We start from the raw sequence: 19,814 nt of genomic DNA on the forward strand, positions 1-19,814 counted from the left end.
TACGCTCGCGGAGAGCCGATTTAAAGACCCTCAGGCGCGGCGGATCAGGGTGCCGGCGCCGTGGTCGGTGAACAGCTCCAGCAAGACTGAATGGGGCACCTTGCCGTCGAGGATGACCACCGCCTCCACGCCCCGCTCGAGGGCATAGATGCAGGTCTCGATCTTGGGGATCATGCCGTCGGTGATGGTGCCGTCGGCAATGAGCCGCCGGCAATCGTCGATGGTCATCTCGGGAATCAGGTTCTTGTTCTTGTCGAGGACGCCTGGCACGTCCGTCAGGAGCAGAAGGCGTTTTGCCATCATGGCGCCCGCGATCGCACCCGCGAAGGTGTCCGCATTGACATTGTAGGTCTGGCCGTCCTGACCGACGGCGACCGGCGCCAGAACCGGAATCAGCTCCGCGCTGAGCACCTGGTCGAGAACCGCCCGGTTCACCTTCTCGGGTTCCCCGACGAAGCCAAGGTCCAGCACCTTCTCGATATTCGAATCGGGGTCCACCATCGTGCGCGTCACCTTGCGGGCGGTGACCATATTGCCGTCCTTGCCGCAAAGGCCGACGGCCTTTCCGCCCTCGGCGCCGATCCAGCCGACGATCTGCTTGTTGATGGAACCCGCCAGCACCATCTCGACGACCTCGACGGTCGCTTGGTCTGTGACCCGCAGGCCGGCCTTGAACTCGGACTTGATGCCGAGCTTTTCCAGCATCTTGCCGATCTGCGGGCCGCCGCCATGCACCACGATGGGCTTGATCCCCGATTGCTCGAGCAGAACCACGTCCTCGGCGAAATCCTCCGCCGCTGCCCGATCACCCATGGCGTGGCCGCCATACTTGATGACGACGACCTCCTGGTCGTAGCGCTGCATATGAGGCAGCGCTTGCACGAGCACTTCCGCCTGAACGTGGACGTCGGGCAATTGCTCAACCCGGGAAGGCGATTCGGACATGGACGACTCCGGCTCGGGAGGTGAACGAAACGGGATGCGTTCTAGACCAGCCGGGCCGGTCTGGAAACAGGCGCTTCAAGATCTGGGGCGAACAAAAGCAGCAGCGCCCGCCAAAATCCAGCCGAGCATCAGCAGGACGCCACCGGTTGGCGCGGCCATCGGCGCCAGCGCGACACCGGACAAGGCCCGTCGCGAGAGGTCGCCGCAGAACAGCACGAGACCGAGAGCCAGAACATAGCCCGCGAGCCGCCCCAGCTTGAGGTTGATGGCGGCGCTCGCCATCAGGGCGACGAGGGCCAGGAGAGCCGGGGCATGAAACAGCAGAAATTGCGCCGCGATTTGAAGCGAGCCGTTTCCGGTCATGTGCGTGGCCGCGGCCGAGAGAGCGACGCCCGCCAATCCCGCCAGCGCCGCGAGAGCGGCGAGAGTGCGGTCGGCCAGGCTCATCCGGCGCCTCTTTCGCTCAGGAGCCGCGCAACCGAGGTCCGCAGATCGGCGACACCGGCGCCGGTCCGGCTCGACGTCGGGATGATTTCGGGGAAAGCCGCGGCGCGTTTGGCGATGTTAACGGCCGTTTCAGCGAGCCGTTCCTCGATCCCGCCAGGCTTCAACTCGTCGGCCTTCGTCAGCACGATCTGGTAGGAGACGGCTGCCTTGTCGAGCGTTTCCAGCAAGGTCTCGTCCACCGGCTTGATGCCGTGGCGAGCATCGATGAGCAGATACACCCGCGCGAGGCTGGAGCGGCCCCGCAGGTAATCATGGATCAGCTTCGTCCAGGCCTGAACCTTGGCCTTTTCGACTGCCGCATAACCATAGCCGGGCATATCGACGAGGTGAAAGCGCCCGCCGATGTCGAAGAAGTTGAGCTGCTGCGTTCGCCCCGGCGTGTGGGAGGTCCTGGCGAGGGTATTGCGCCCCGTGAGAGCGTTCACGAGGCTCGATTTGCCCACGTTCGAGCGGCCCGCGAAGGCGATCTCCACCTTGGACATGGGGGGCAGGTTCGTCAGGGAGTTCGCCGCCCAGATGAAATCTGCCTCGCCGGCAAACAGTTTGCGGCCAGTTTCGATAAAGGGGTCGGTATCAGGATCCATGTCGTTCATGGGCTCCTTATCGACGCTCCGGCGCTGTTCTTCAAGACGCATCGAAGATCGGCGCCTCGGCAGCTGCTCGGATGTTCTAGTTCCAGAAAGGTTTCGCGGACCGCAGCCGACGCGCCGCGACCCCTGCGCGGCGCATCAATGTCTGGAGTCGCGCCGCGTCGGCTTCTGCTCGGCTGTCGACGAGGGACGGCAAAAGGCGCCGCCGGACCGTCAGGTCATTCATCTCGCCGAGAATGTCCTGGAGCTGTTCGAGGGATTTCAGCAAGGATTTTCGGCGCGATCCCCTGGCCCGTCCCTTGAAGGTATCCGCAAAGAACTCGGAGCCGTACCGCAGCGCCTTGATGCGCATCCGAAATTTGTGCCGCTTCTCGGTGGAGAGATCGTCGATGCGTTTCGCATCGCGTCGAATGCGGTTCCAGCGCCTGGCGAGCGCCCTCCTGGCGAGCTTTTCGACAGGCCTGTCTCGCGCGCGAACGGTTCTCGCCGAGGCGTCGGTGAGCCAGGTGCCCGCTTCAATCCAGATCGCTGCTCGCAGCAGCGCCTTTTTAAAGCGGGGCTTGTCGAGATTTTGCGCCAGCGTTGCGTAGGCGCGGTTTCGCTGCTCCTCGACTTCATCCAGGGCGGCTTGCGACGACTCCAACGTGCCGTTTTCGTGAAGGCGCTGATGCAGGACGTCGAGGTCGCGGGCCTCCGCCAACAGCTTCGCAGCTCGTCGCAACTCCTTCCGGATCCCCCGGGTCTCCGATCCGGCAAGCATCTCCTTGAAGAATGACAGGGCGGTTCGCAGGCGCCGGAAGCCCACACGCATCTGGTGCAGCGCCTCAGGGTCCCCGTAGGATCGCAGCAACTCCTCGTTCTGAACGATCTGCGACAGCGTTTCAGCGGCGATCATCTGAAACGCGTTCGCGCTCTGCTCCCCCGCCGGCACAGCAGCATGCGCCGCCTTGACCGGCTGTGCCGGAAAGGCATCCAGAAGGCGATATCCCCGTTCGGATTTCGCCAGCATCGAAAGGCGCATCGGTGCGGCGCCCAGGAGATCCTTCACGGTGAGGAAAAGTGCCCGAGGTTCACCGTCCTTCAGTTCGAGCTCGATTTCCGTGACCTGATCGGATCGCTCGCCCGCCGCCACGATCGTTCGGTCGAGCACCAGTTCAATTGCGGAATTGTCTCGCCCGACCAGAAACGCATGGCGCCTGGTTCTGACTGTAAAGAGCGGTCGAATTTGAACGCGGGTTGCTTCATCATCGACGAACGGCTGCAGCGGCGTTTTTCTCGCTGCGGTCTGGTCGAGCGTGCCGTCGACCTCCGTTTCCCATTCTGCGCGGTCGAACGCAACTCCGCGCGGCCCCTGTTCGGCCTTGATGGTCTGGACGAGGCGTCCCTGGTGTTCCCGGATGCGGAGGGACATTCCGGCGCGCCGCAGGGCCTGATCGGGCGTGTCGAAATAGATTGCCGTGAGAATGCCGCTGCTGTCAGGAAGCGGCTGTGCATCGGCGATGACCGGATTGTGGAGCAGGTGGCCGATGTCGCGAGAATTGCAAACCAGTTTCAACTCATGTTCACGGGGGGCGGAGTCGTCCGCGGGCGAGTTTTTGCGCTTCCGTGCGGATGCCATGCAACCGTTGCCATTCGCCTTGGTTCGCCCACGCATATAGCGCGCGACACGGATGGGCAAAGGCGAGGCGGGCAGACAAAAAAACCCCGGAGCGATCCGGGGTTTTTCATTTCACAGGGTCACGGGATCAACCCTTCGCCGGGCTTTTCTTGCCGAAGAGGCCGCGCAGGTTGTCCCACAGCTCTATCTTCACGCCATTACGCCGCATGATGAATCCTTGCTGCGTCACCGACAGCAGGTTGTTCCAGGCCCAATAGATCACGAGGCCGGCCGGGAACGAGCCGAGCATGAAGGTGAAGATCACCGGCATCCAGGCGAAGATCTGCTTCTGGACCGGATCCGGCGGCTCCGGATTCATCTTCATCTGGAGCCACATGGTGATGCCCATGATGAGCGGCCATGCGCCGAGCATCAGGAACGAGCCGATCATCGGAACCGATCCCGGATTGTACGGGAGAAGCCCGAACAGATTGAAGACCGATGTCGGGTCCGGCGCCGCGAGATCGCGGATCCAGCCGAAGAACGGCGCGTGGCGCATTTCGATGGTGACGAACAATACCTTGTAGAGCGCGAAGAAGACCGGGATCTGGATCAGCACCGGCCAGCAGCCGGCGACCGGATTGATCTTCTCCTTCTTGTACAACTCCATCAGCGCCTGTTGCTGCTTGAGCTTGTCATCCGCATAGCGTTCACGGATCGAGGTCATTTCCGGCTGCACCGCCTTCATCTTTGCCATGGAGGCATAAGATTTGTTGGCGAGCGGGAAGAAGATGATCTTCAGAATGACGGTCACGATCAGGATGGCGACGCCGAAATTGCCGACGAGGCGGTAGAAGAAGTCGAGAACCTTGAAGAGCGGCTTGGTGATGAAATAGAACCACCCCCAATCGATCAGCCGGTCGAAGTTCTTGATGCTGTACGTGTCCTGATATTGATCGACGACGGCGACTTCCTTCGCGCCGGCGAACAGGCGTTTCGTCGTTTCGGTGGTGGCACCGGGCTGAAGGGTCTGGACGCCTCCCAGGATATTGGCCTGATAGACTTTTCCAGCCGGATCCTGGCGCGCCGTGAACGAGCCTTGGAAAGGTTGTGTCTGGTCCGGAACGACAGCCGCCGCCCAGTATTTGTCGGTAATACCGACGAAGCCACCAACGGCGTTGTCCCAGATTTTGCCCAGGGTGTTCTGGCCGGACACGGGCTCACCCTTGTCGAGGGTGGCGTAGGTGAATTCCTGGAGCCCCTGATCACCCAATACGCCGATCAGGCCTTCGTGAAGGACGTAGTACCCGAGGGTCGTCGGTGTCCCGTGGCGCGAGACCAGACCATACGGATGGAGCGTCACCGGCGCGGAACCGCGGTTGTCGACCGAATCCTTGACCGTGAACATGAACTTGTCGTCGACCGAGACCACGCGCCGGAAGACTAGGCCCTGTCCGTTGTCCCATGTCAAAGTCACGGGGCTCGCAGGCGTCAGGGCGTTTTTATCGGCCGCCCAGAGAGTGTTGGGACCCGGCAGGGAATCGGGCTGCGCGCCGACCCAGCCGAACTCGGCGTAATAGGGGTTTTGCGTGCCGGAGGGCGAGAAGAGCACGATGCTCGGGCTGTTGGCGTCCACTGTTTCGTGGAAATTCCTGAGCAGGACGTCATCGATCCGCCCCCCGCGCAGGTTGAGCGAGCCGCGGATGGCCGGAGTGTCGATGGCGACGCGGGGCGAGCGCGACAAGGCGGCCTCGCGGGACTCGGCGACGGAAACGGCCGGCGGCGACGGGACGGCTCCAGGAGCGGGCGCCTGAGCCGGTGTTCCGGACGTGGCGGGCGCATTCGGATTGACCTGTGCCGATTGCTGTTGGGCGGCACGTTGCCGTTCAGCCTCCGGCGCGGCGAAGAAATACTGCCAGCCGATCAGGATCGCCATCGACAGCGCGATAGCCACGATGAGGTTCTTGTTTTCGTTACGCATGGGAATTTCCGCGACGCTCGCCGTTGGTGGGAGGTGAGGAGGAGGGCGGACGGTCCTCCGACCGTGTACTCTTGGGCTTCGTGACCGCCCGAAGCGCACGCCGAAGATCGTCGATCAGCAAATCGTAGTCTGCGGTCAGGATGTCGCGCCGACCAATGATCACGATGTCAGCATCGACGTGACGGTAATCGAGGCCGGCTTTCTGGCAGACGGTCCGCAGCCGCCGCTTGATCCGGTTGCGCTCGGTGGCATGACCCACTCGTTTTGTGACAGTCAACCCAATCCGGAGCCCACAATCCGCCTCTCTGAGGCGGCCCTGCACCGTCATCCGCTCCGTATGAAAGCGGCGGCCCGAGGCCGCCGCGACGAAGTCAGGTCGTTTCTTGAGGCGCCCGATCGAACCTGCGCAAGGCTCGCGCATCGGGCCCAAGACGCCGGGTTACGCCGACAGGCGCTTGCGGCCGTGAGCGCGGCGGGCCGCAATCACCTTGCGGCCACCCTTCGTCGCCATGCGCGCACGAAAGCCATGGCGGCGCTTGCGAACGAGCTTGCTCGGTTGATACGTCCTCTTCACGGCACTTCTCCGGTCGAATGAGGGGCAGCGGTGCTCATTGGCTCGCGCCCGTCTGAATTAGAGAGCTTTCGCCCCAAAATTGTTTCTAAAATGCGATCAGCGCCCGAACCGAGCGCCGTCAGATGCGGGCTTATGACGGAATGACGGCTCAAAGTCAACGCTCGTATGGGTGCGACCTGCCTCAGAAGTAACGTTGGGCGAGGCTCGATCATCTAGGCGCAAATGGCTCGCTCCGCTAGATGGAATGGATCGCAGCAAAGGAGCCAGAGTGGCCGGCACAAGGAACAAACCCGGGGAGGGAAAGGTGGCGTCCCGCCCCTTGCGTTTCCTGCCGCTCGGTCTGGTCGTGTTGCTTCTCGGCGCCTTTTTCATGTCCGGATTGCACCGGTCGTTCACCTTCGAGACGCTGGTCGAGCATCATATGGCGATGCGCGGCTTCGTGACCGCACATCCCGTGGCGACGGCTGCCCTGTACCTGCTGATCTACACGGCCATGGTGGCGCTCTCGATTCCTGTCTCTGTCTTTCTGGCGATGACGGGAGGGTTCCTGTTCGACTGGCCGCTCGGGGGCGCTCTGGCGGCCATCGGATCGACATTCGGTGCCGCGAGCATCTTCCTGGTCGCCAGAACGTCCATCGGGGAGCCGATTTTGCGGAGAGCCGGGCCGCGAATTCAGCGATTCGCCGCCAGCTTCCGGGCCGATTCATTTTCGTACCTGCTCTTCCTCCGACTGCTCCCGATCATGCCGTTCTGGATCACGAACCTGGCCGCCGCCGTCTTTGGAATGCGGTTCAAGACATTTCTGCTCGCCACCCAGATCGGCGTGGTCCCAATCTGCTATGCGTTCGCAGCGGCAGGTTCGGGGCTCGAGGCGGCCATTGTGGCGCACGAGCAGCAACTGGCGGAGTGCCTCGCGCTGGGGAAAACAGGCTGCGACATGGATTTTCGCCCCGAGAGCTTGCTCACGCCCCAACTCATGGTAGCTCTGGGGTTGCTTGGCCTCCTGGCGCTTGGTCCCATCATTGTGAGGAAATGGCAGGCTCTGCGCGAGGAGACAAAAGGGTGAAGCAGCCCCCGAGAAGCGGCGATACGGTTCTCCAGCCCGACCTGTGCATTATCGGAGCGGGGCCGGCAGGGCTTTCGATCGCTGCCGCCGGCGCCCTCATGGGAATTTCCATCGTGCTTGTCGCCGATGACACGTTCAGCGCCGGGGATCGGGATCTGGCGGCGGCCGCCCTGAGAGCCTCGGCAAACCACGCCCATGCCCTTCGAAATGGATTTCGGTTCGGTATCGGGCTTCAAGGTGAAGAGCCCGAGATCGATTTTTCCGCCATGCGGGCCCACATGCGCGACGCCGTGGAGCGCCAGGCGCCGATGAGGTCACTCGATCGCTACCGGGCCATGGGCGTCCGGGTGATCGAGGGCGGCGCGCAGTTCAGGAACCCGGATACCGTCTTGACTGGGAAGAAGACGATCAAGGCACGCCGGTTCGTGATCGCGACCGGATCCCGTCCCCTCGTCCCGGAGATCTCCGGCCTGGACACGGTCGCCTACCTGACGGAGGAGACAATTCTCGATCTCGCCGAACGCCCCCGCCATCTCATGGTGTTGGGCGGCGATCCGGCCGGCTTGTCGCTCGCACAGGCTTATCGGCGCCTGGGCGCGCATATAACCGTCATGGCGCCTGAGGAGAGGCTTCTCGCCGGCGAAGATCCAGAGATCGTCACTGTCCTACAGCGAAATCTGGCCCAGGAAGGGATCGATTTTCGGTTCGGCACCGAGATTTCAGGATTCGAGCAGCGTGACGGCAAGATTGTCGCCCATTTTAGCGAGGGCAGGGAGCCGTCTGTCGAGGGAAGCCATCTTGTCGTCGCGGCGGGGAGAGTTCCACGTTTCGAGGGGTTGCACCTTGAAGCCGGGCGGATTCAGGCAAAACCCGGTGGCATCATCGTCGACCGGCGCATGCGCAGCAGCAACTCACGAGTCTACGCGGTTGGCGATTCGACCGGGCACTTCAATCATGCGGCGGCTCGCCAGGCGGGCGTCGCCTTCCGCAACGCGGTTCTGCGCCTCCCGACAGGGTTTGATCCTTCGCCGGTTCCGCGGATTGTCCATTGCGATCCGGAACTGGCGTCGGTCGGCCTCACCGAAGAGCAGGCGAGGGCGAAGTTCTCTATGATCCGCGTCCTGCGCGCGCCTTTTTCCGACAATGACCAGGCTCTCGCCGATCATGCGACACCCGGTCACATAAAGGCCGTCGCGACTCCGTCCGGCAAAATTCTTGGCTGTTCCATCATCGGTCGGCGCGCCCACGATTTGATCGTGCCGTGGGCGCTGGCGATGGAGCGGAGCCTGCCCGTTTCCGCTCTGGCGGACCCCGCTTGCCCGCATCCCGGTTATTCAGAGGCGACCAAGGCCATAGCGGTGGAGTTTCTGAAGCTTTCAGCCCAGGCACCCTTGTTGCGCCGGGCGCTCAGCTTTGTCCGGCTTTGGAGTTAGGAGCCGGAATGAAACTCGACCGGTCCCATATCGCCCCTCTCGGCCTTCTCCGGCATTTCGGCCTTTCCGCCCGGTTGTTGCTGCTGACGATTCTCTTCGTAATGGTGGCGGAGGTGCTGATCTACGTGCCGTCGGTGGTGAACTTTCGGCGGGCGTGGCTCAGCGACAGGCTCGCTGCGGCGCAGATCGCGGCCCTCGTGCTGGACGCTGCCACCGAAGAGAGCCTGCCGGAAGAGCTGGAGATGCGCCTCTTGGCCGGCGTCGGTGCCAAGGCGATCGCCATTCGCGGAGGAGGGAGGCGATCTCTTCTCGCCGCCGGCGATATGCCCGCCACGGTCGGCAAAACCGTAGACCTGCGGGATACGTCCTGGACGACCCAGACCCGCGATACGTTCGAGGCGCTTTTCGACACCAGTAACGAGTCTCTCCGGGTCGTGGGCGCCGGCATGGGTGTGGATTTCGTCGAACTGATCCTCGACCCGCACCCGTTGCGGTCCGCCATGCTGGAATTTTCCCGCAATATCCTCCTTGTTTCGCTGCTGATCTCGGTGATCACCGCAAGTTTTCTTTATTTCGTACTGCAATGGGTGATCGTGCGCCCGGTGCGTCGCTTGACCGGCAATATCGCGAATTTTTCGAACAACCCCGAGGATGCCTCCCGGGTCATCCGCCCAACCGATCGCGGCGACGAGATCGGGCTCGCCGAGCAGGCGCTGGCGCAGATGGAAACGACGTTGGCCGACGAGTTGCGGCACAAGCGGCGCCTGGCGGAGCTGGGGCTTGCCGTGAGCAAAATCAATCACGAATTGCGCAACATGCTCACAACCGCCCACCTGCTGACGGACCGTCTCGACCGTGTCACCGATGAGACCGTCCAGCGGATCGCCCCGCGCCTTGTCGCCACCCTCGACCGCGCGATCGCCTTCTGCGAAACCACGCTGGCTTATGGCCGCGCGGCAGAGCGCCTCCCGCATCGACGACGCCTGCACCTCGCGCCCATCGTCGCCGACCTGGCCAACCTGACGGATCTGGCCCCGGAACTCGGGATCGTCTTCAAGGCCGAGGTGCCAGAGGATCTGGTGGTCGATGCGGATGAGGACCAACTCTCGCGCGTTCTCGTGAACCTCGTTCGCAATGCCGTGCAGGCGCTGAGCCAGGCCGGTGCAAACGATAGCATTCCGCAGATCGAGGTCGCGGCCGTGCGGAAGGCGAGAAATGTCGTCATGTGCGTCAGGGATAACGGTCCTGGCATCCCCGAGCGGCTACGCGCCGATCTGTTCACCCCCTTCCAGGTCTCGAATCGAAAGGGCGGGACCGGTCTCGGCCTGCCGATCGTCGCCGAAATCGTCCGCCTCCACGGCGGCACGATCACGCTCGACCAAGGGGCATCGGGAACCTGTTTCCGCCTCACCATTCCGGATCGGCAGGCGGATGACGGGAGCCAATAGGCGGCCGCAGACGAATCTCCGCAGAAACAGGCTTGCCAAGCGTGCGAGAACGATCTAATCAGCCGCCTCCGGTCGATGCCGCACTTGCAGCGCAGCGACCGCAGGCGCCCGTAGCTCAGCTGGATAGAGCACCAGACTACGAATCTGGGGGTCAGAGGTTCGAATCCTTTCGGGCGCGCCATTTCACCGTCTAGAATAAGCACTGCGCCGATCTCGCCGCGGACGCGCCTCGTGCTGTCATCCGTTCGCCAGGTGGTTCGCGCCCGGGGCTGCGCCTTTATCTTGCCTGTAAGCCGGAACCTGCGGTCCAGGGAAGGATACAGCGCTCAAAGCAGTTTGATTTTCCTCGCTCGAGTTTAGGCGGGACCACAATCCTGCTATGGTGCATTGCGTATTCTGCATTTTCCGCATCCTTTCGACGATTCGGCGAGCGCGAGCCGTGCCCCTGAGAACCCGATTGACCGAACGTTTTGCGATCAGGCATCCCATCCTGCTCGCTCCGATGGGCGTGATGGCAGGCGGGCGGCTTGCTGCTGCGGTGTCGAATGCCGGTGGGCTTGGTCTGATCGGCGGCGGCTACGGCGATGAAGCCTGGCTGGACAAGGAGTTTGCCGCGGCGGGCAGTGCGCGCGTCGGATGTGGCTTTATCACCTGGTCGCTGGCAACCAAGCCGCATCTGCTCGATCTCGTGTTGGCGCGGCAACCCGCGGCACTCATGTTTTCATTCGGTTCGCCCGCGCCCCTCGCCGCGCGCGTCAGGGAAGCGGGAGTGCCGATCATCTGCCAGGTCCAGTCGATGTTGCATGCCCGCGAGGCACTCGATGTCGGGGCGGATGTAATCGTCGCGCAGGGCAACGAAGCCGGCGGCCATAGCGGCCACCGCTCGACCTTCACGCTCGTTCCCGAGATTGCCGATCTTGTCGCGCAAATAGCGCCGGAGACGCTTGTCGTTGCGGCAGGCGGCGTTGGCGACAGCCGGTCGCTTGCTGCGGCGCTGATGCTTGGTGCCGACGGCGTGCTGATCGGCACGCGGTTCATTGCAACTGCGGAATCTGCCGCGCCGCACGGGTTTCGTGAGGCGATCGTCGCCGCCGATGGCGATCGGACGATCAAGACCACTACGGTGGACATCGCCCGCAATTATCGTTGGCCGACAAGCGAATTCGTCGCCCGCGTGCTGAACAATCGATTTGTCGCCGCGTGGCAGGGCCACGAAGATCAGTTGGCTGAAGAGCCCACGCTGACGGCTCAGAGCAGGCTTTATTGGGAAGCTTTCCACACCGGCGACGCTGAAAACACCGGTGTGCTCATGGGAGAAGCGGTCGGCGTGATCCAGAGCGTGGAGTCGGCTGCGCGCGTGATCAATATCATGGTCGAACAAGCCGAGAGTCTGCTCGCGGACGGCCCGCGACGGATCGTCGATTGACTGCCCAGTTTCTCTTCGCGGCGCGCCATTTCTCAGCGAATGAATCACCCGGACCTGAGCATCCCTTCGTCGCCGAGCGCCGCGGGGCTGCCTCTGGTCCAGGCGCGGAGCTCAACCTCGAATCGCGTTGAGAAGCCCGATGCTGTCGCCGCGCTTGAAACCGAAGCCGACCGCCTGATCGACGGCATCGATCATGCTGATCACCTCTGCGTTGTCCATGCGCGATGCGACGAAGAGGGGGCCGCCGCGAAATTTCGAGAAGCCATAGCCGTTGACCATTACCAGGTCCACGTCGGCCGCGGATCGCGCAATGCCCTCCTCGACGATCAAGGCCGCTTCGTTGACGATCGCGCCAAGGGCCCGCTGCTGAATTTCGTGGTCGGTGAATGTCCGGCTCGGCCCGTGCTTTTCGGCCTCTTCCCTCACGATGGTGTTGACGATCGGATCAGCCTTGCCACGGCCGGAAGTTGTCTCCGCATAATCGTACCAGCCCGCGCCGGCTTTTCGTCCGAGCCGTCCCATTTCGCACAGGCGATCGGCGATCGCGACGTAGCGCTCGCGCGGATCGCGATCCACGGCCTTGCGCTTGCGCGTCAGCCAGGCAATGTCGAGCCCGGAGAGGTCGGAAACCGCAAACGGTCCCATGGCGAAACCCAGGCGCTCGATGGCCTGGTCGATCTCGTTCGGAAGCGCGCCCTCCTGAAGCATGAACTCGCATTGGGCGCGATATTTTGCGTAGATGCGGTTGCCGATGAAACCTTCACAAACCCCAGCGATGACGGGTAGTTTTCCGATCGCCCTGGCGACCGCGACACCTGTTGCGAGCACATCGGGCGCGGTCATGGCGCCGCGCACAACCTCCACGAGGCGCATGCGGTGCACGGGCGCGAAAAAATGCAGGCCGACCACGTCGCTGGGGCGTGCTGTCGCCTCGGCCAGTAAATCGAGATCGAGGTAGGACGTGTTGGACGCGATGACGGCATCTTTCCTGACGATCGCGCCGAGGCGCTGGAGCACGTCCGACTTGACGCGCAACTCCTCGAACACCGCTTCGATCACAAGATCGGCAGTGGCTACCGCCGTCAGATCGTGAAAATAACCGATGCGGGCCAGCGCCTCGTCGGCCGCGCGCGCTTCAATTTTTCCACCGCGGACGAGATCGCCCAGAGCTTCCGCGATCCGGCTTTTGGCTCGCTCGAGAATGTCCGCTTTCGCATCTGTCAGGACGACATCAAAGCCGCCGGCGGCAAAAACCGCAGCGATCCCGGCCCCCATCGTGCCCGCGCCGACGACACCGACCGTTTTCACCTCGCGCGGATGGGCCCTGTCCTTAAGCCTGCCCGCCTGACGCTCCGCAAAGAAGTTGTAGCGTAACGCAGCCGCTTCCTCGCCGTTTCTGAGACGCTGGAAGACCGACCGCTCCTCTTGGAGCGCAGCCGCGAAGGGCATCGACCCTGCGCGTTTTACGGCCTCCACCGCCTCGCGTACGGCTTCCCGACCGCGGCCGCTTTTGAGCGCTGCGTCTTCGGCCATCGTGATGTCGCCGGGCAAATCCGCCGGGACGCGCAGGGTCCCGAGTACGCGTTTCCGTGAGCCACGCGCAAAGGTGGCCGCGGCTTCGCGCAACGAGCCGCTATCCGCAATCTGATCGATGATGCCCAGTGCCAAGGCCTCGGGCGCCCGCAGTCGCTTCCCCGAAACGACAAGGTCGATTGCCTTTGCGATGCCCACCAATCGCGGCAGGCGCTGCGTGCCGCCCGCTCCCGGGATCAAGCCGAGTTGAACTTCGGGCAAACCCACCACGGCCTCGAGAGTGGCAATGCGGGCGTCGCAGGCGAGTGCGAGCTCGAATCCGCCGCCGAGGGCCGCTCCATGTATGGCCGCGGCCAGAGGTTTCGGACAACGTTCAATGTCCTCTATGACGGCGGGGAGCTCCGGGGCGAGAGGCGGCTTTCCGAACTCCTTGATATCGGCCCCGGCGACGAAGGTTTTGCCATCCCCGATGATCACGCCGGCGATCAGGCTGCTATCCGCCGCAAGCCTGACCACGGCCTCGCGAAGGCCGGCGCGAACGGCTATCGAGGCCGCATTCACCGGTGGGTTGGCGATAACGATGAAAGCGATATCGCCTTCGGTTTCGAAACGGACGGATTGATCGGACATAATGTAATTTTTGCTCAGCATGGCGTCGGAACGGCGGTATGATTGCCCCGGCGCTTCCGCAATCCTACTCCATTTCGTCGGGATGTGGGCCGACGCGACCCGAAGCGTCGTCGAGCTTGCCGATGGCCGCCATGTCGTCGACGTCGAGCGCGAAATCGAAAAGGTCGAAATTCTCTCGGATGCGCGACGGCGTGGACGATTTCGGTATCACCACGAGACCGCTCTCGAGATGCCAGCGTAGCACGACTTGAGCCGGGGTCTTGCCGTGTTTGCTGGCGATCGCCTTGATCGCCTTGTCCTCGAACGCACCGCGTCCGAGGGGGGACCATGACTCGGTGACGATCCCGTTCTTCGCTTGAAATTCGCGCAATTCGCGCTGCTGGAAGCGAGGATGCAGTTCGATCTGGTTGAGGACCGGCGGCACGCCGGTCTCGTCGATCATCCGCCGCAGGGTTGGAATCGTGAAATTCGAGACCCCGATCGACCTGGCGCGACCATCCTCCTGGATCTTGATGAACGCGCGCCACGTCTCGAGATAGGTGTTGCTCTTCGGAAGCGGCCAGTGGATCAGGTACAGATCGACATAATCAAGCCTCAGCTTGCGCAGGCTCTCGTCGAAAGCACGAAGTGTCGAATCATAGCCTTGGTCGGCGTTCCAAAGCTTCGTCGTCACAAAAAGTTCGCGGCGAGGCGTCGGCGTGGCTTCGATTGCTTGGCCGACACCTTCCTCGTTGCGATAGATCGCTGCGGTGTCGATCATCCGGTACCCGGTTTTGATGGCTTCCTGCACCGTCGAGGACGCCTCCTCGTTTGGTACCTTCCAAACGCCAAAACCAAGCTGCGGGATTGAACGGCCGTCGCTGAGCGCAACCATAGGGTGGGGCTGCATCGAAAGTCCTTTGCCGAGGAGAACGGAGGAGTGGCCGTGCGGAGAATAGAGGGTGTTGCCGATTTGGCAATTTGCACCATTGTTGCGCAAATTAGCAACGTCGATTGACCAAGAATTCCATTGGAGAATTGTCTCAACTCTGTCACGATCCAAAAAAAAGCGATGCCCTCGATGGCTTCGCTCGGGGAAACGCCGCGCGCAACACATCACTGGCAAACAGGATTCCGCCGCGCGGAAACACGGGAAAGACATCATGAAAAAACGCGTTCTGGTCGCGGAGTTCATGCACGAGACCAACACCTTCAGCGTCCAGCTCGCCGACGAAGATGCGTTCCGTAATTCAAGCTATTACGCCGATGCGGATATCCGCCCGGCCTTCGAGGGCACGCGGACCTCGATCGGTGCAGCTTTTGAGGCTGCGGCGAAATTCGGTTGGGACGTCGTGCACCCGTTGGCCGCGTCGGCAAACCCGTCCGGGCGCGTGACGGATGCGTGTTTCGAGGCGATGTCGAAGCTCATCCTGGATAGGTGCGACGGCGTCGATGGAATCCTGCTTCACCTTCATGGCTCGATGTCGACCCAGAGCCACGATGATGGCGAGGGCGAGCTGCTTCTGCGCATCCGGACGCGTGTCGGCGGCGGCGTTCCCATAATCGCCGTTCTCGATCTGCACGCGACCGTCACTCAGAAGATGGCCGACAACGCAAACGCGCTGATCTCTTATCGGACTTATCCCCATATCGACCAATATGAGCGGACGTGGCAGGCCGCTGAACTTCTCGAAAAGGCGATGGCCGGCACGGTGACGCCTCGGGTGGCGCTTGCGCGCCGTCCCATTCTGTATGCACTCGATGGTGGTCGGACAACATCGCCGCCGTTCATGGAGTTGCTGCGTCGCGGCGACCAGATTGAAACCGCCGGAGAGGCGCTCGTCGTCAGCGTGCAAGCGGGTTTCTCTTCCGCCGACGTTCATGACATCGGCCCGTCTGTGGCGGTGACGGGAAACGACCATGCGTCGGCCCAGGCGATTGCCGAGGACCTCATGGATTATGCATGGGAGCAAAGGACGTTTTCGTCGATTCACTTCACACCCCTCGACGAGGCGATCGCGAAGGCGAAAGCCGGCACGGGTGAGAAAAAACCGCTCGTCATCGCCGATTATTCGGACAATCCCGGCTCCGGCGCATACGGCGATGCAACGCGGCTTTTGAAAGCCGTGCTCGACGCGGATCTGCAGAATGTCGGCTTTCACGCCATCCGCGATGCGGAGGCCGTTCTCGAAGCGCAAGCCGCCGGGGTCGGGAACCGTGTGACGTTGAAACTCGGCGGCAAGGTCGACCCGACAATGGGGGGCGGCCCGCTCGAAATCACCGCGCATGTAGTGGCGATCACAGATGGCAGTTTCATTGCCTACGGCCCGATGGGCGGCGGCGCTCGTCGCAATTACGGATTGAGCGCGTTGTTGCGCGTCGGTGGCGTCGAGATCATCGTCATCACTCATAATGGACAAGCTACCGACCTCGGGCAATTTACGTCCCTCGGTGTCGATCCGACCCGGAAGTCAACCATCATCGTGAAGTCGATGCAGCATTTCCGCGCCGCGTTCGAGCCGATCGCGCGGGACGTTCTCGAGGTCGATACGGGCGCGCTGTCGACCCGAAATTTCAAGGAACGTCCCTACAAGAAGATCCGGCGGCCGATCTGGCCTCTCGATCCGCTCTAAAATTTGATGCAAGGCAGGAAAAATCTTATGACTCATGGTGTTGACGGATCGCGCGAAAAGGACAGCTCGGCGTCCCCCAAGGCTGATCTCGTGTTGCGAAACGGCGCGATCTGGTGCGGTCGCAATGATGGCGTGGTGGAATCGGTCGCCATTTGGCAGGGCCGCATTCTTGCAACCGGCCGCGACTCCGACATTGCGCCGCTGATCGGACGGTCGACACGCGTCATCGACCTTCAGGGCAAGTTCGCTACTCCCGGATTGAACGATGCACACCTGCATCTGGTCTCACTCGGTTTGACCATGAAGTGGGTCGATGCAAGCCCGAAGGCCGCCCCGACTCTTGCGGCGCTGATGGCGGGAATCAAGGCGCGGGCGCAGACGCTCCGCCCAGGGGAGTGGGTGCTGGCGCGAGGCTACGACCAGACGAAGCTTGATGTGCGGCGTCATCCCCTGCGCGAAGAACTCGATGAAGCCGCACCCGAAAATCCCGTGATGCTGGTGCGGGCATGCGGCCATGTCTCGATCTGCAACTCGCGCGCTTTGGACCTGGCCGGCATCGACGAGACATCTCCAACGCCGCCGGGCGGTTTGATCGAGCAGCAGAACGGCAGGCTCACCGGCCTTCTGGCGGAGAATGCGCGCGCGCCCGTGTGGGCGGTCATCCCGCCGCCGAATGAGGACGATCTCGTGGAAGGGATCGAGCGAGGCGGTCAGCACCTCCTGTCATATGGCATCACGAGTTGCATGGATGCCGCGGTCGGGCAGCGCGGTGGGTTCGGCGAAATCGCCGCCTATCATCGCGCGAAGCGCGACGGACGGCTCCCTGTCCGCACTTGGCTCGTGTTGCTCGGTGACCCCGAACGCAGCATTGTTCCGCAATGTTATGATGCGGGGCTGATTTCCGGAACCGGCGACGACATGTTGATGGTCGGAGCCGTCAAATTCTTTCTCGACGGCTCGGCTGGCGGACGCACGGCGTGGATGTCAGAGCCTTATCTCGGCGACGACCGCACGACAGGCGTGCAAATGATGCCGGACGAGCAGATTAATGCTCTCGTAATGGATGCGCACGCGAAGGGATACCAACTTGCGTGCCACGCCATCGGCGATGCGGCGATCGAACAACTCATCGTCGCGTACGAGAAAGCTCTCGCGGCCCATCCCGATCCCGATCGACGGCACCGGGTCGAGCATTGCGGTTTCTCGACGCCGGAGCAGCATGAGCGCATGCTCAAGGCCGGCATCTATCCGTGTCCGCAGCAGGTGTTCATCTATGATTTCGGCGATGCCTATGTGTCGGTGCTTGGTGAAGAACGGGCACTGAGCAGCTATCCGTTCAGGACCTGGATGGATCTCGGCCTAAAGCCTGCGACCGGCAGCGACGCGCCAGTCTGCCAGCCCAATCCGTTCCCTAATCTCTACACGATGGTGACCCGAAAGACCTGGAAGGGCACGGTCATGGACGCCGATGAGCGCGTTTCCATCGAAGAGGCGCTTCAGGCTTACACCGAATTTGGTGCCTTCTCGCAAAAGATGGAACACGTCAAGGGCCGGCTGGTACCCGGTCAACTCGCCGATATTGCGGTGTTCTCGCGGAACCTGCTCGAAGCCACGCCTGAAGACATCCTTGACAATACGCATTGCGATCTTACCATCCGCGGCGGTGTGATCGTTCACGATCGTCTTGGCGTCGCTTAAAAACAATCAGGGGACGCGCCTGGACACCTGACTGCACTCAACGACCGGAGTGGTCGAAATTTGCGGGCGGCTTTGACGCCGACAGGCCCGTGAAAGCAAAAGCTTGGGAGGATCTATCGTGCTTAAGACATTCGCTATCGCCTCGGCACTCGCCCTCACAATGGGCGGAATTGCAGAAGCGCAGACGCCACGAAAGGGCGGGACGATCCGCCTGACCGCGCCGTATGGCTCGAGTTTCGCAAATCTCGACATCCATACGTCGAACCGCGCTCAGGACGAGATCTACGCCAAGGCAATCCATCGCACGCTCTACAACTGGGATTCGGCCGCCAACAAGCCGGTGCTTGAGCTTGCGACGGGCGTGACGGCTTCCCCTGACGGGTTGGTCTACACGTTCAAGCTGCGCGACGATGCGATCTTCCATCACGGTCGCAAAATGACCGCCGACGACATCATCTGGACGTTCAACCGGCTCATGGACGGTACGAAGGCTTATCCTGGAGCGCGCTATGTGCGCATCATCAAGGGTGCGGTCGATGTCGAGAAGGGGCAGGCAAAGACCATCTCGGGACTGAAGAAGATCGACGATACGACGCTCGAGATCACCCTGACCAGCAAGGTCGATCCCGGCTTCTATTTCCACGCGGCCATGACGTCGATCTATCCCGCCGACGAGGCGGTCAAGGAGTCGTTCAACAGCAAGCCGATCGGCCTCGGTCCTTATAAATTCCTCGAATACGTGCCCGGCTCGCGCCTTGTGGGCGAGCGCTGGGAGAAATTCTACAAGCCCGGCAAACCCTATGCCGACAAGGTATCGATCTCGATCATGGGCGAGGCGGCCGCTCGCGATGTGGCATTCCGCAACAAGGAAATCGACACGTCCATCCTTGGTCCAGCGCAATACGTCGCCTATCAGGGTGACCCGGCGCTTTCCAAGGGTCTGCTCGAAGTCGCCGAGGTTTATACCCGCAACATGGGCATGAACCAGAACTTCAAGCCGTTCGCCGACAAGCGCGTGCGGCAGGCGATCAATCACGCGATCGATTCAGACCTGATCATCAAGCGTCTGGTCAAAGGCAAGGCCTATCGGGCCACGGGCTGGCTGCCGCTCTCCTCGCCCGCCTACGACAAGAACCTGAAGCCCTACGCGTACGATCCCGAGAAGGCCAAGAAGTTGTTGGCTGAGGCCGGATACGCGGACGGATTCGAGTTCGAATGGACCGCGACTTCCAACGAGAGCTGGGGCATCCCCATCGTCGAAGCGGTCATCCCGATGCTCGAGAAGGTCGGCATCAAGGTCAAGATCAAGCCGGTTGAAGGCACGGTCTTGTCGGAAGTCGTCAGCAAGGGCGAATACCAGGCTTACATCTGGTCGAACACCTCCGGGCCCGACCCGTTGGAGGCTCTGAAATGCTTCCATTCGGCCACGCCGCAATCCGCCTGCAACTACACCGCATTTAAAAACGCGAATCTGGACAAGGTTCTGGACGAAGCGGCCGCAAGCGAAGGCGAGAAGCGGATCGAGCTCCTGAAGAAGGCAAACGCCATCGTTCAGGAAGAAGCTCCGGTGTGGTTCTTCAACTACAACAAGGCCGTCATGGCCTACCAGCCCTGGCTCAAGGGCTTGCAGCCGAACGCTACCGAACTCGCGATCCAGTATCCTGAGGAGCTGTGGGTCGAAGAGTCTTCGCCGGCGGCAAAATAAGCCAAGGACCGAGCGACAGCTCAGGCGGACAGGCAGATCCTGGCATCCGGAGAGGAATTCTCCAGGATG

General features: G+C 62.2%; 16 protein-coding genes and 1 tRNA gene. 8 read left to right on the plus strand and 9 right to left on the minus strand.

Annotation, left to right across the window (positions count from 1 at the left end):
* Positions 1-30: 30 nt before the first annotated feature.
* From argB to rpmH, 7 genes are all read right to left on the minus strand, one after another.
* Positions 31-945, minus strand: a complete 915-nt coding sequence (gene argB, locus FEZ63_RS10015; RefSeq protein ID WP_150943843.1) for an acetylglutamate kinase — start codon at positions 943-945, stop codon at positions 31-33.
* A 75-nt stretch (positions 946-1,020) separates the two neighbouring features.
* Positions 1,021-1,392, minus strand: a complete 372-nt coding sequence (locus FEZ63_RS10020; RefSeq protein WP_150943845.1) for a DUF423 domain-containing protein — start codon at positions 1,390-1,392, stop codon at positions 1,021-1,023.
* A complete protein-coding gene (gene yihA / locus FEZ63_RS10025) occupies positions 1,389-2,045 on the minus strand; it encodes a ribosome biogenesis GTP-binding protein YihA/YsxC (RefSeq protein ID WP_150943847.1) in 657 nt (218 codons plus the stop codon). Before yihA ends, FEZ63_RS10020 begins: the two co-directional genes overlap by 4 nt.
* Before the next feature lie 76 nt (positions 2,046-2,121).
* Positions 2,122-3,597 carry a CYTH and CHAD domain-containing protein gene (locus FEZ63_RS10030; RefSeq protein WP_162419721.1) on the minus strand — a complete coding sequence of 492 codons (1,476 nt, stop codon included), beginning with the start codon at positions 3,595-3,597 and terminating at the stop codon, positions 2,122-2,124.
* Positions 3,598-3,787: 190 nt separating this feature from the next.
* Complete coding sequence (yidC, locus tag FEZ63_RS10035) at positions 3,788-5,620, minus strand: membrane protein insertase YidC (protein ID WP_150943851.1); 1,833 nt, start codon at positions 5,618-5,620, stop codon at positions 3,788-3,790.
* Positions 5,613-6,041: a ribonuclease P protein component gene (gene rnpA, locus FEZ63_RS10040; protein ID WP_150943853.1), complete on the minus strand. Its 429-nt coding sequence runs from the start codon at positions 6,039-6,041 to the stop codon at positions 5,613-5,615. The genes yidC and rnpA overlap by 8 nt, the downstream gene beginning before the upstream one ends.
* Before the next feature lie 18 nt (positions 6,042-6,059).
* A complete protein-coding gene (gene rpmH, locus FEZ63_RS10045) occupies positions 6,060-6,194 on the minus strand; it encodes a 50S ribosomal protein L34 (RefSeq protein ID WP_027314822.1) in 135 nt (44 codons plus the stop codon).
* Between the two features lie 304 nt (positions 6,195-6,498).
* On the opposite strand from rpmH, the gene FEZ63_RS10050 reads away from it, so the two are divergent.
* The 5 genes from FEZ63_RS10050 (at position 6,499) to FEZ63_RS10070 (ending at position 11,567) form a co-directional block, all read left to right on the plus strand.
* Positions 6,499-7,260, plus strand: a complete 762-nt coding sequence (locus tag FEZ63_RS10050) for a TVP38/TMEM64 family protein (RefSeq protein ID WP_162419722.1) — start codon at positions 6,499-6,501, stop codon at positions 7,258-7,260.
* The gene (locus tag FEZ63_RS10055; RefSeq protein WP_162419723.1) at positions 7,257-8,693 is read left to right on the plus strand and encodes a dihydrolipoyl dehydrogenase family protein; all 1,437 of its coding nucleotides are present in this window, start codon (positions 7,257-7,259) and stop codon (positions 8,691-8,693) included. Before FEZ63_RS10050 ends, FEZ63_RS10055 begins: the two co-directional genes overlap by 4 nt.
* A gap of 8 nt (positions 8,694-8,701) precedes the next feature.
* On the plus strand, positions 8,702-10,141 hold the full coding sequence (locus FEZ63_RS10060; protein ID WP_150943859.1) for a sensor histidine kinase: 1,440 nt from the start codon (positions 8,702-8,704) through the stop codon (positions 10,139-10,141).
* 104 nt (positions 10,142-10,245) lie between these two features.
* A tRNA-Arg gene (locus FEZ63_RS10065) sits at positions 10,246-10,322 on the plus strand.
* A 276-nt stretch (positions 10,323-10,598) separates the two neighbouring features.
* The gene (locus FEZ63_RS10070; RefSeq protein ID WP_244622728.1) at positions 10,599-11,567 is read left to right on the plus strand and encodes an NAD(P)H-dependent flavin oxidoreductase; all 969 of its coding nucleotides are present in this window, start codon (positions 10,599-10,601) and stop codon (positions 11,565-11,567) included.
* Positions 11,568-11,678: 111 nt separating this feature from the next.
* On the opposite strand, the gene FEZ63_RS10075 is transcribed toward FEZ63_RS10070, so the two are convergent.
* Both FEZ63_RS10075 and FEZ63_RS10080 read right to left on the minus strand, forming a co-directional pair.
* Positions 11,679-13,730: a 3-hydroxyacyl-CoA dehydrogenase NAD-binding domain-containing protein gene (locus FEZ63_RS10075; protein ID WP_150943863.1), complete on the minus strand. Its 2,052-nt coding sequence runs from the start codon at positions 13,728-13,730 to the stop codon at positions 11,679-11,681.
* 64 nt (positions 13,731-13,794) lie between these two features.
* Positions 13,795-14,619 carry an aldo/keto reductase gene (locus FEZ63_RS10080; RefSeq protein ID WP_150943865.1) on the minus strand — a complete coding sequence of 275 codons (825 nt, stop codon included), beginning with the start codon at positions 14,617-14,619 and terminating at the stop codon, positions 13,795-13,797.
* Between the two features lie 253 nt (positions 14,620-14,872).
* Here FEZ63_RS10080 and FEZ63_RS10085 point away from each other — a divergent pair, with 253 nt between their 5' ends.
* The 3 genes from FEZ63_RS10085 (at position 14,873) to FEZ63_RS10095 (ending at position 19,745) form a co-directional block, all read left to right on the plus strand.
* Complete coding sequence (locus FEZ63_RS10085; protein WP_150943867.1) at positions 14,873-16,342, plus strand: M81 family metallopeptidase; 1,470 nt, start codon at positions 14,873-14,875, stop codon at positions 16,340-16,342.
* A 27-nt stretch (positions 16,343-16,369) separates the two neighbouring features.
* Positions 16,370-18,040: an amidohydrolase gene (locus FEZ63_RS10090; RefSeq protein ID WP_150943869.1), complete on the plus strand. Its 1,671-nt coding sequence runs from the start codon at positions 16,370-16,372 to the stop codon at positions 18,038-18,040.
* Positions 18,041-18,200: 160 nt separating this feature from the next.
* The gene (locus FEZ63_RS10095; protein ID WP_150944185.1) at positions 18,201-19,745 is read left to right on the plus strand and encodes an ABC transporter substrate-binding protein; all 1,545 of its coding nucleotides are present in this window, start codon (positions 18,201-18,203) and stop codon (positions 19,743-19,745) included.
* The last annotated feature ends 69 nt before the right edge of the window (positions 19,746-19,814 follow it).

The organism is Microvirga brassicacearum, from assembly GCF_008757455.1.
Classification (GTDB): Bacteria; Pseudomonadota; Alphaproteobacteria; order Rhizobiales; family Beijerinckiaceae; genus Microvirga; species Microvirga brassicacearum.

Coding starts and splice junctions, on each gene's coding strand:
- FEZ63_RS10075 (WP_150943863.1), bottom strand. CDS start 13,730: ATGTCCGATCAATCCGTCCGTTTCGAAACCGAAGGCGATATCGCTTTC.
- yihA (WP_150943847.1), bottom strand. CDS start 2,045: ATGAACGACATGGATCCTGATACCGACCCCTTTATCGAAACTGGCCGC.
- rnpA (WP_150943853.1), bottom strand. CDS start 6,041: ATGCGCGAGCCTTGCGCAGGTTCGATCGGGCGCCTCAAGAAACGACCT.
- FEZ63_RS10020 (WP_150943845.1), bottom strand. CDS start 1,392: ATGAGCCTGGCCGACCGCACTCTCGCCGCTCTCGCGGCGCTGGCGGGA.
- FEZ63_RS10085 (WP_150943867.1), top strand. CDS start 14,873: ATGAAAAAACGCGTTCTGGTCGCGGAGTTCATGCACGAGACCAACACC.
- FEZ63_RS10090 (WP_150943869.1), top strand. CDS start 16,370: ATGACTCATGGTGTTGACGGATCGCGCGAAAAGGACAGCTCGGCGTCC.
- FEZ63_RS10080 (WP_150943865.1), bottom strand. CDS start 14,619: ATGCAGCCCCACCCTATGGTTGCGCTCAGCGACGGCCGTTCAATCCCG.
- yidC (WP_150943851.1), bottom strand. CDS start 5,620: ATGCGTAACGAAAACAAGAACCTCATCGTGGCTATCGCGCTGTCGATG.
- argB (WP_150943843.1), bottom strand. CDS start 945: ATGTCCGAATCGCCTTCCCGGGTTGAGCAATTGCCCGACGTCCACGTT.
- FEZ63_RS10060 (WP_150943859.1), top strand. CDS start 8,702: ATGAAACTCGACCGGTCCCATATCGCCCCTCTCGGCCTTCTCCGGCAT.
- FEZ63_RS10095 (WP_150944185.1), top strand. CDS start 18,201: ATGGGCGGAATTGCAGAAGCGCAGACGCCACGAAAGGGCGGGACGATC.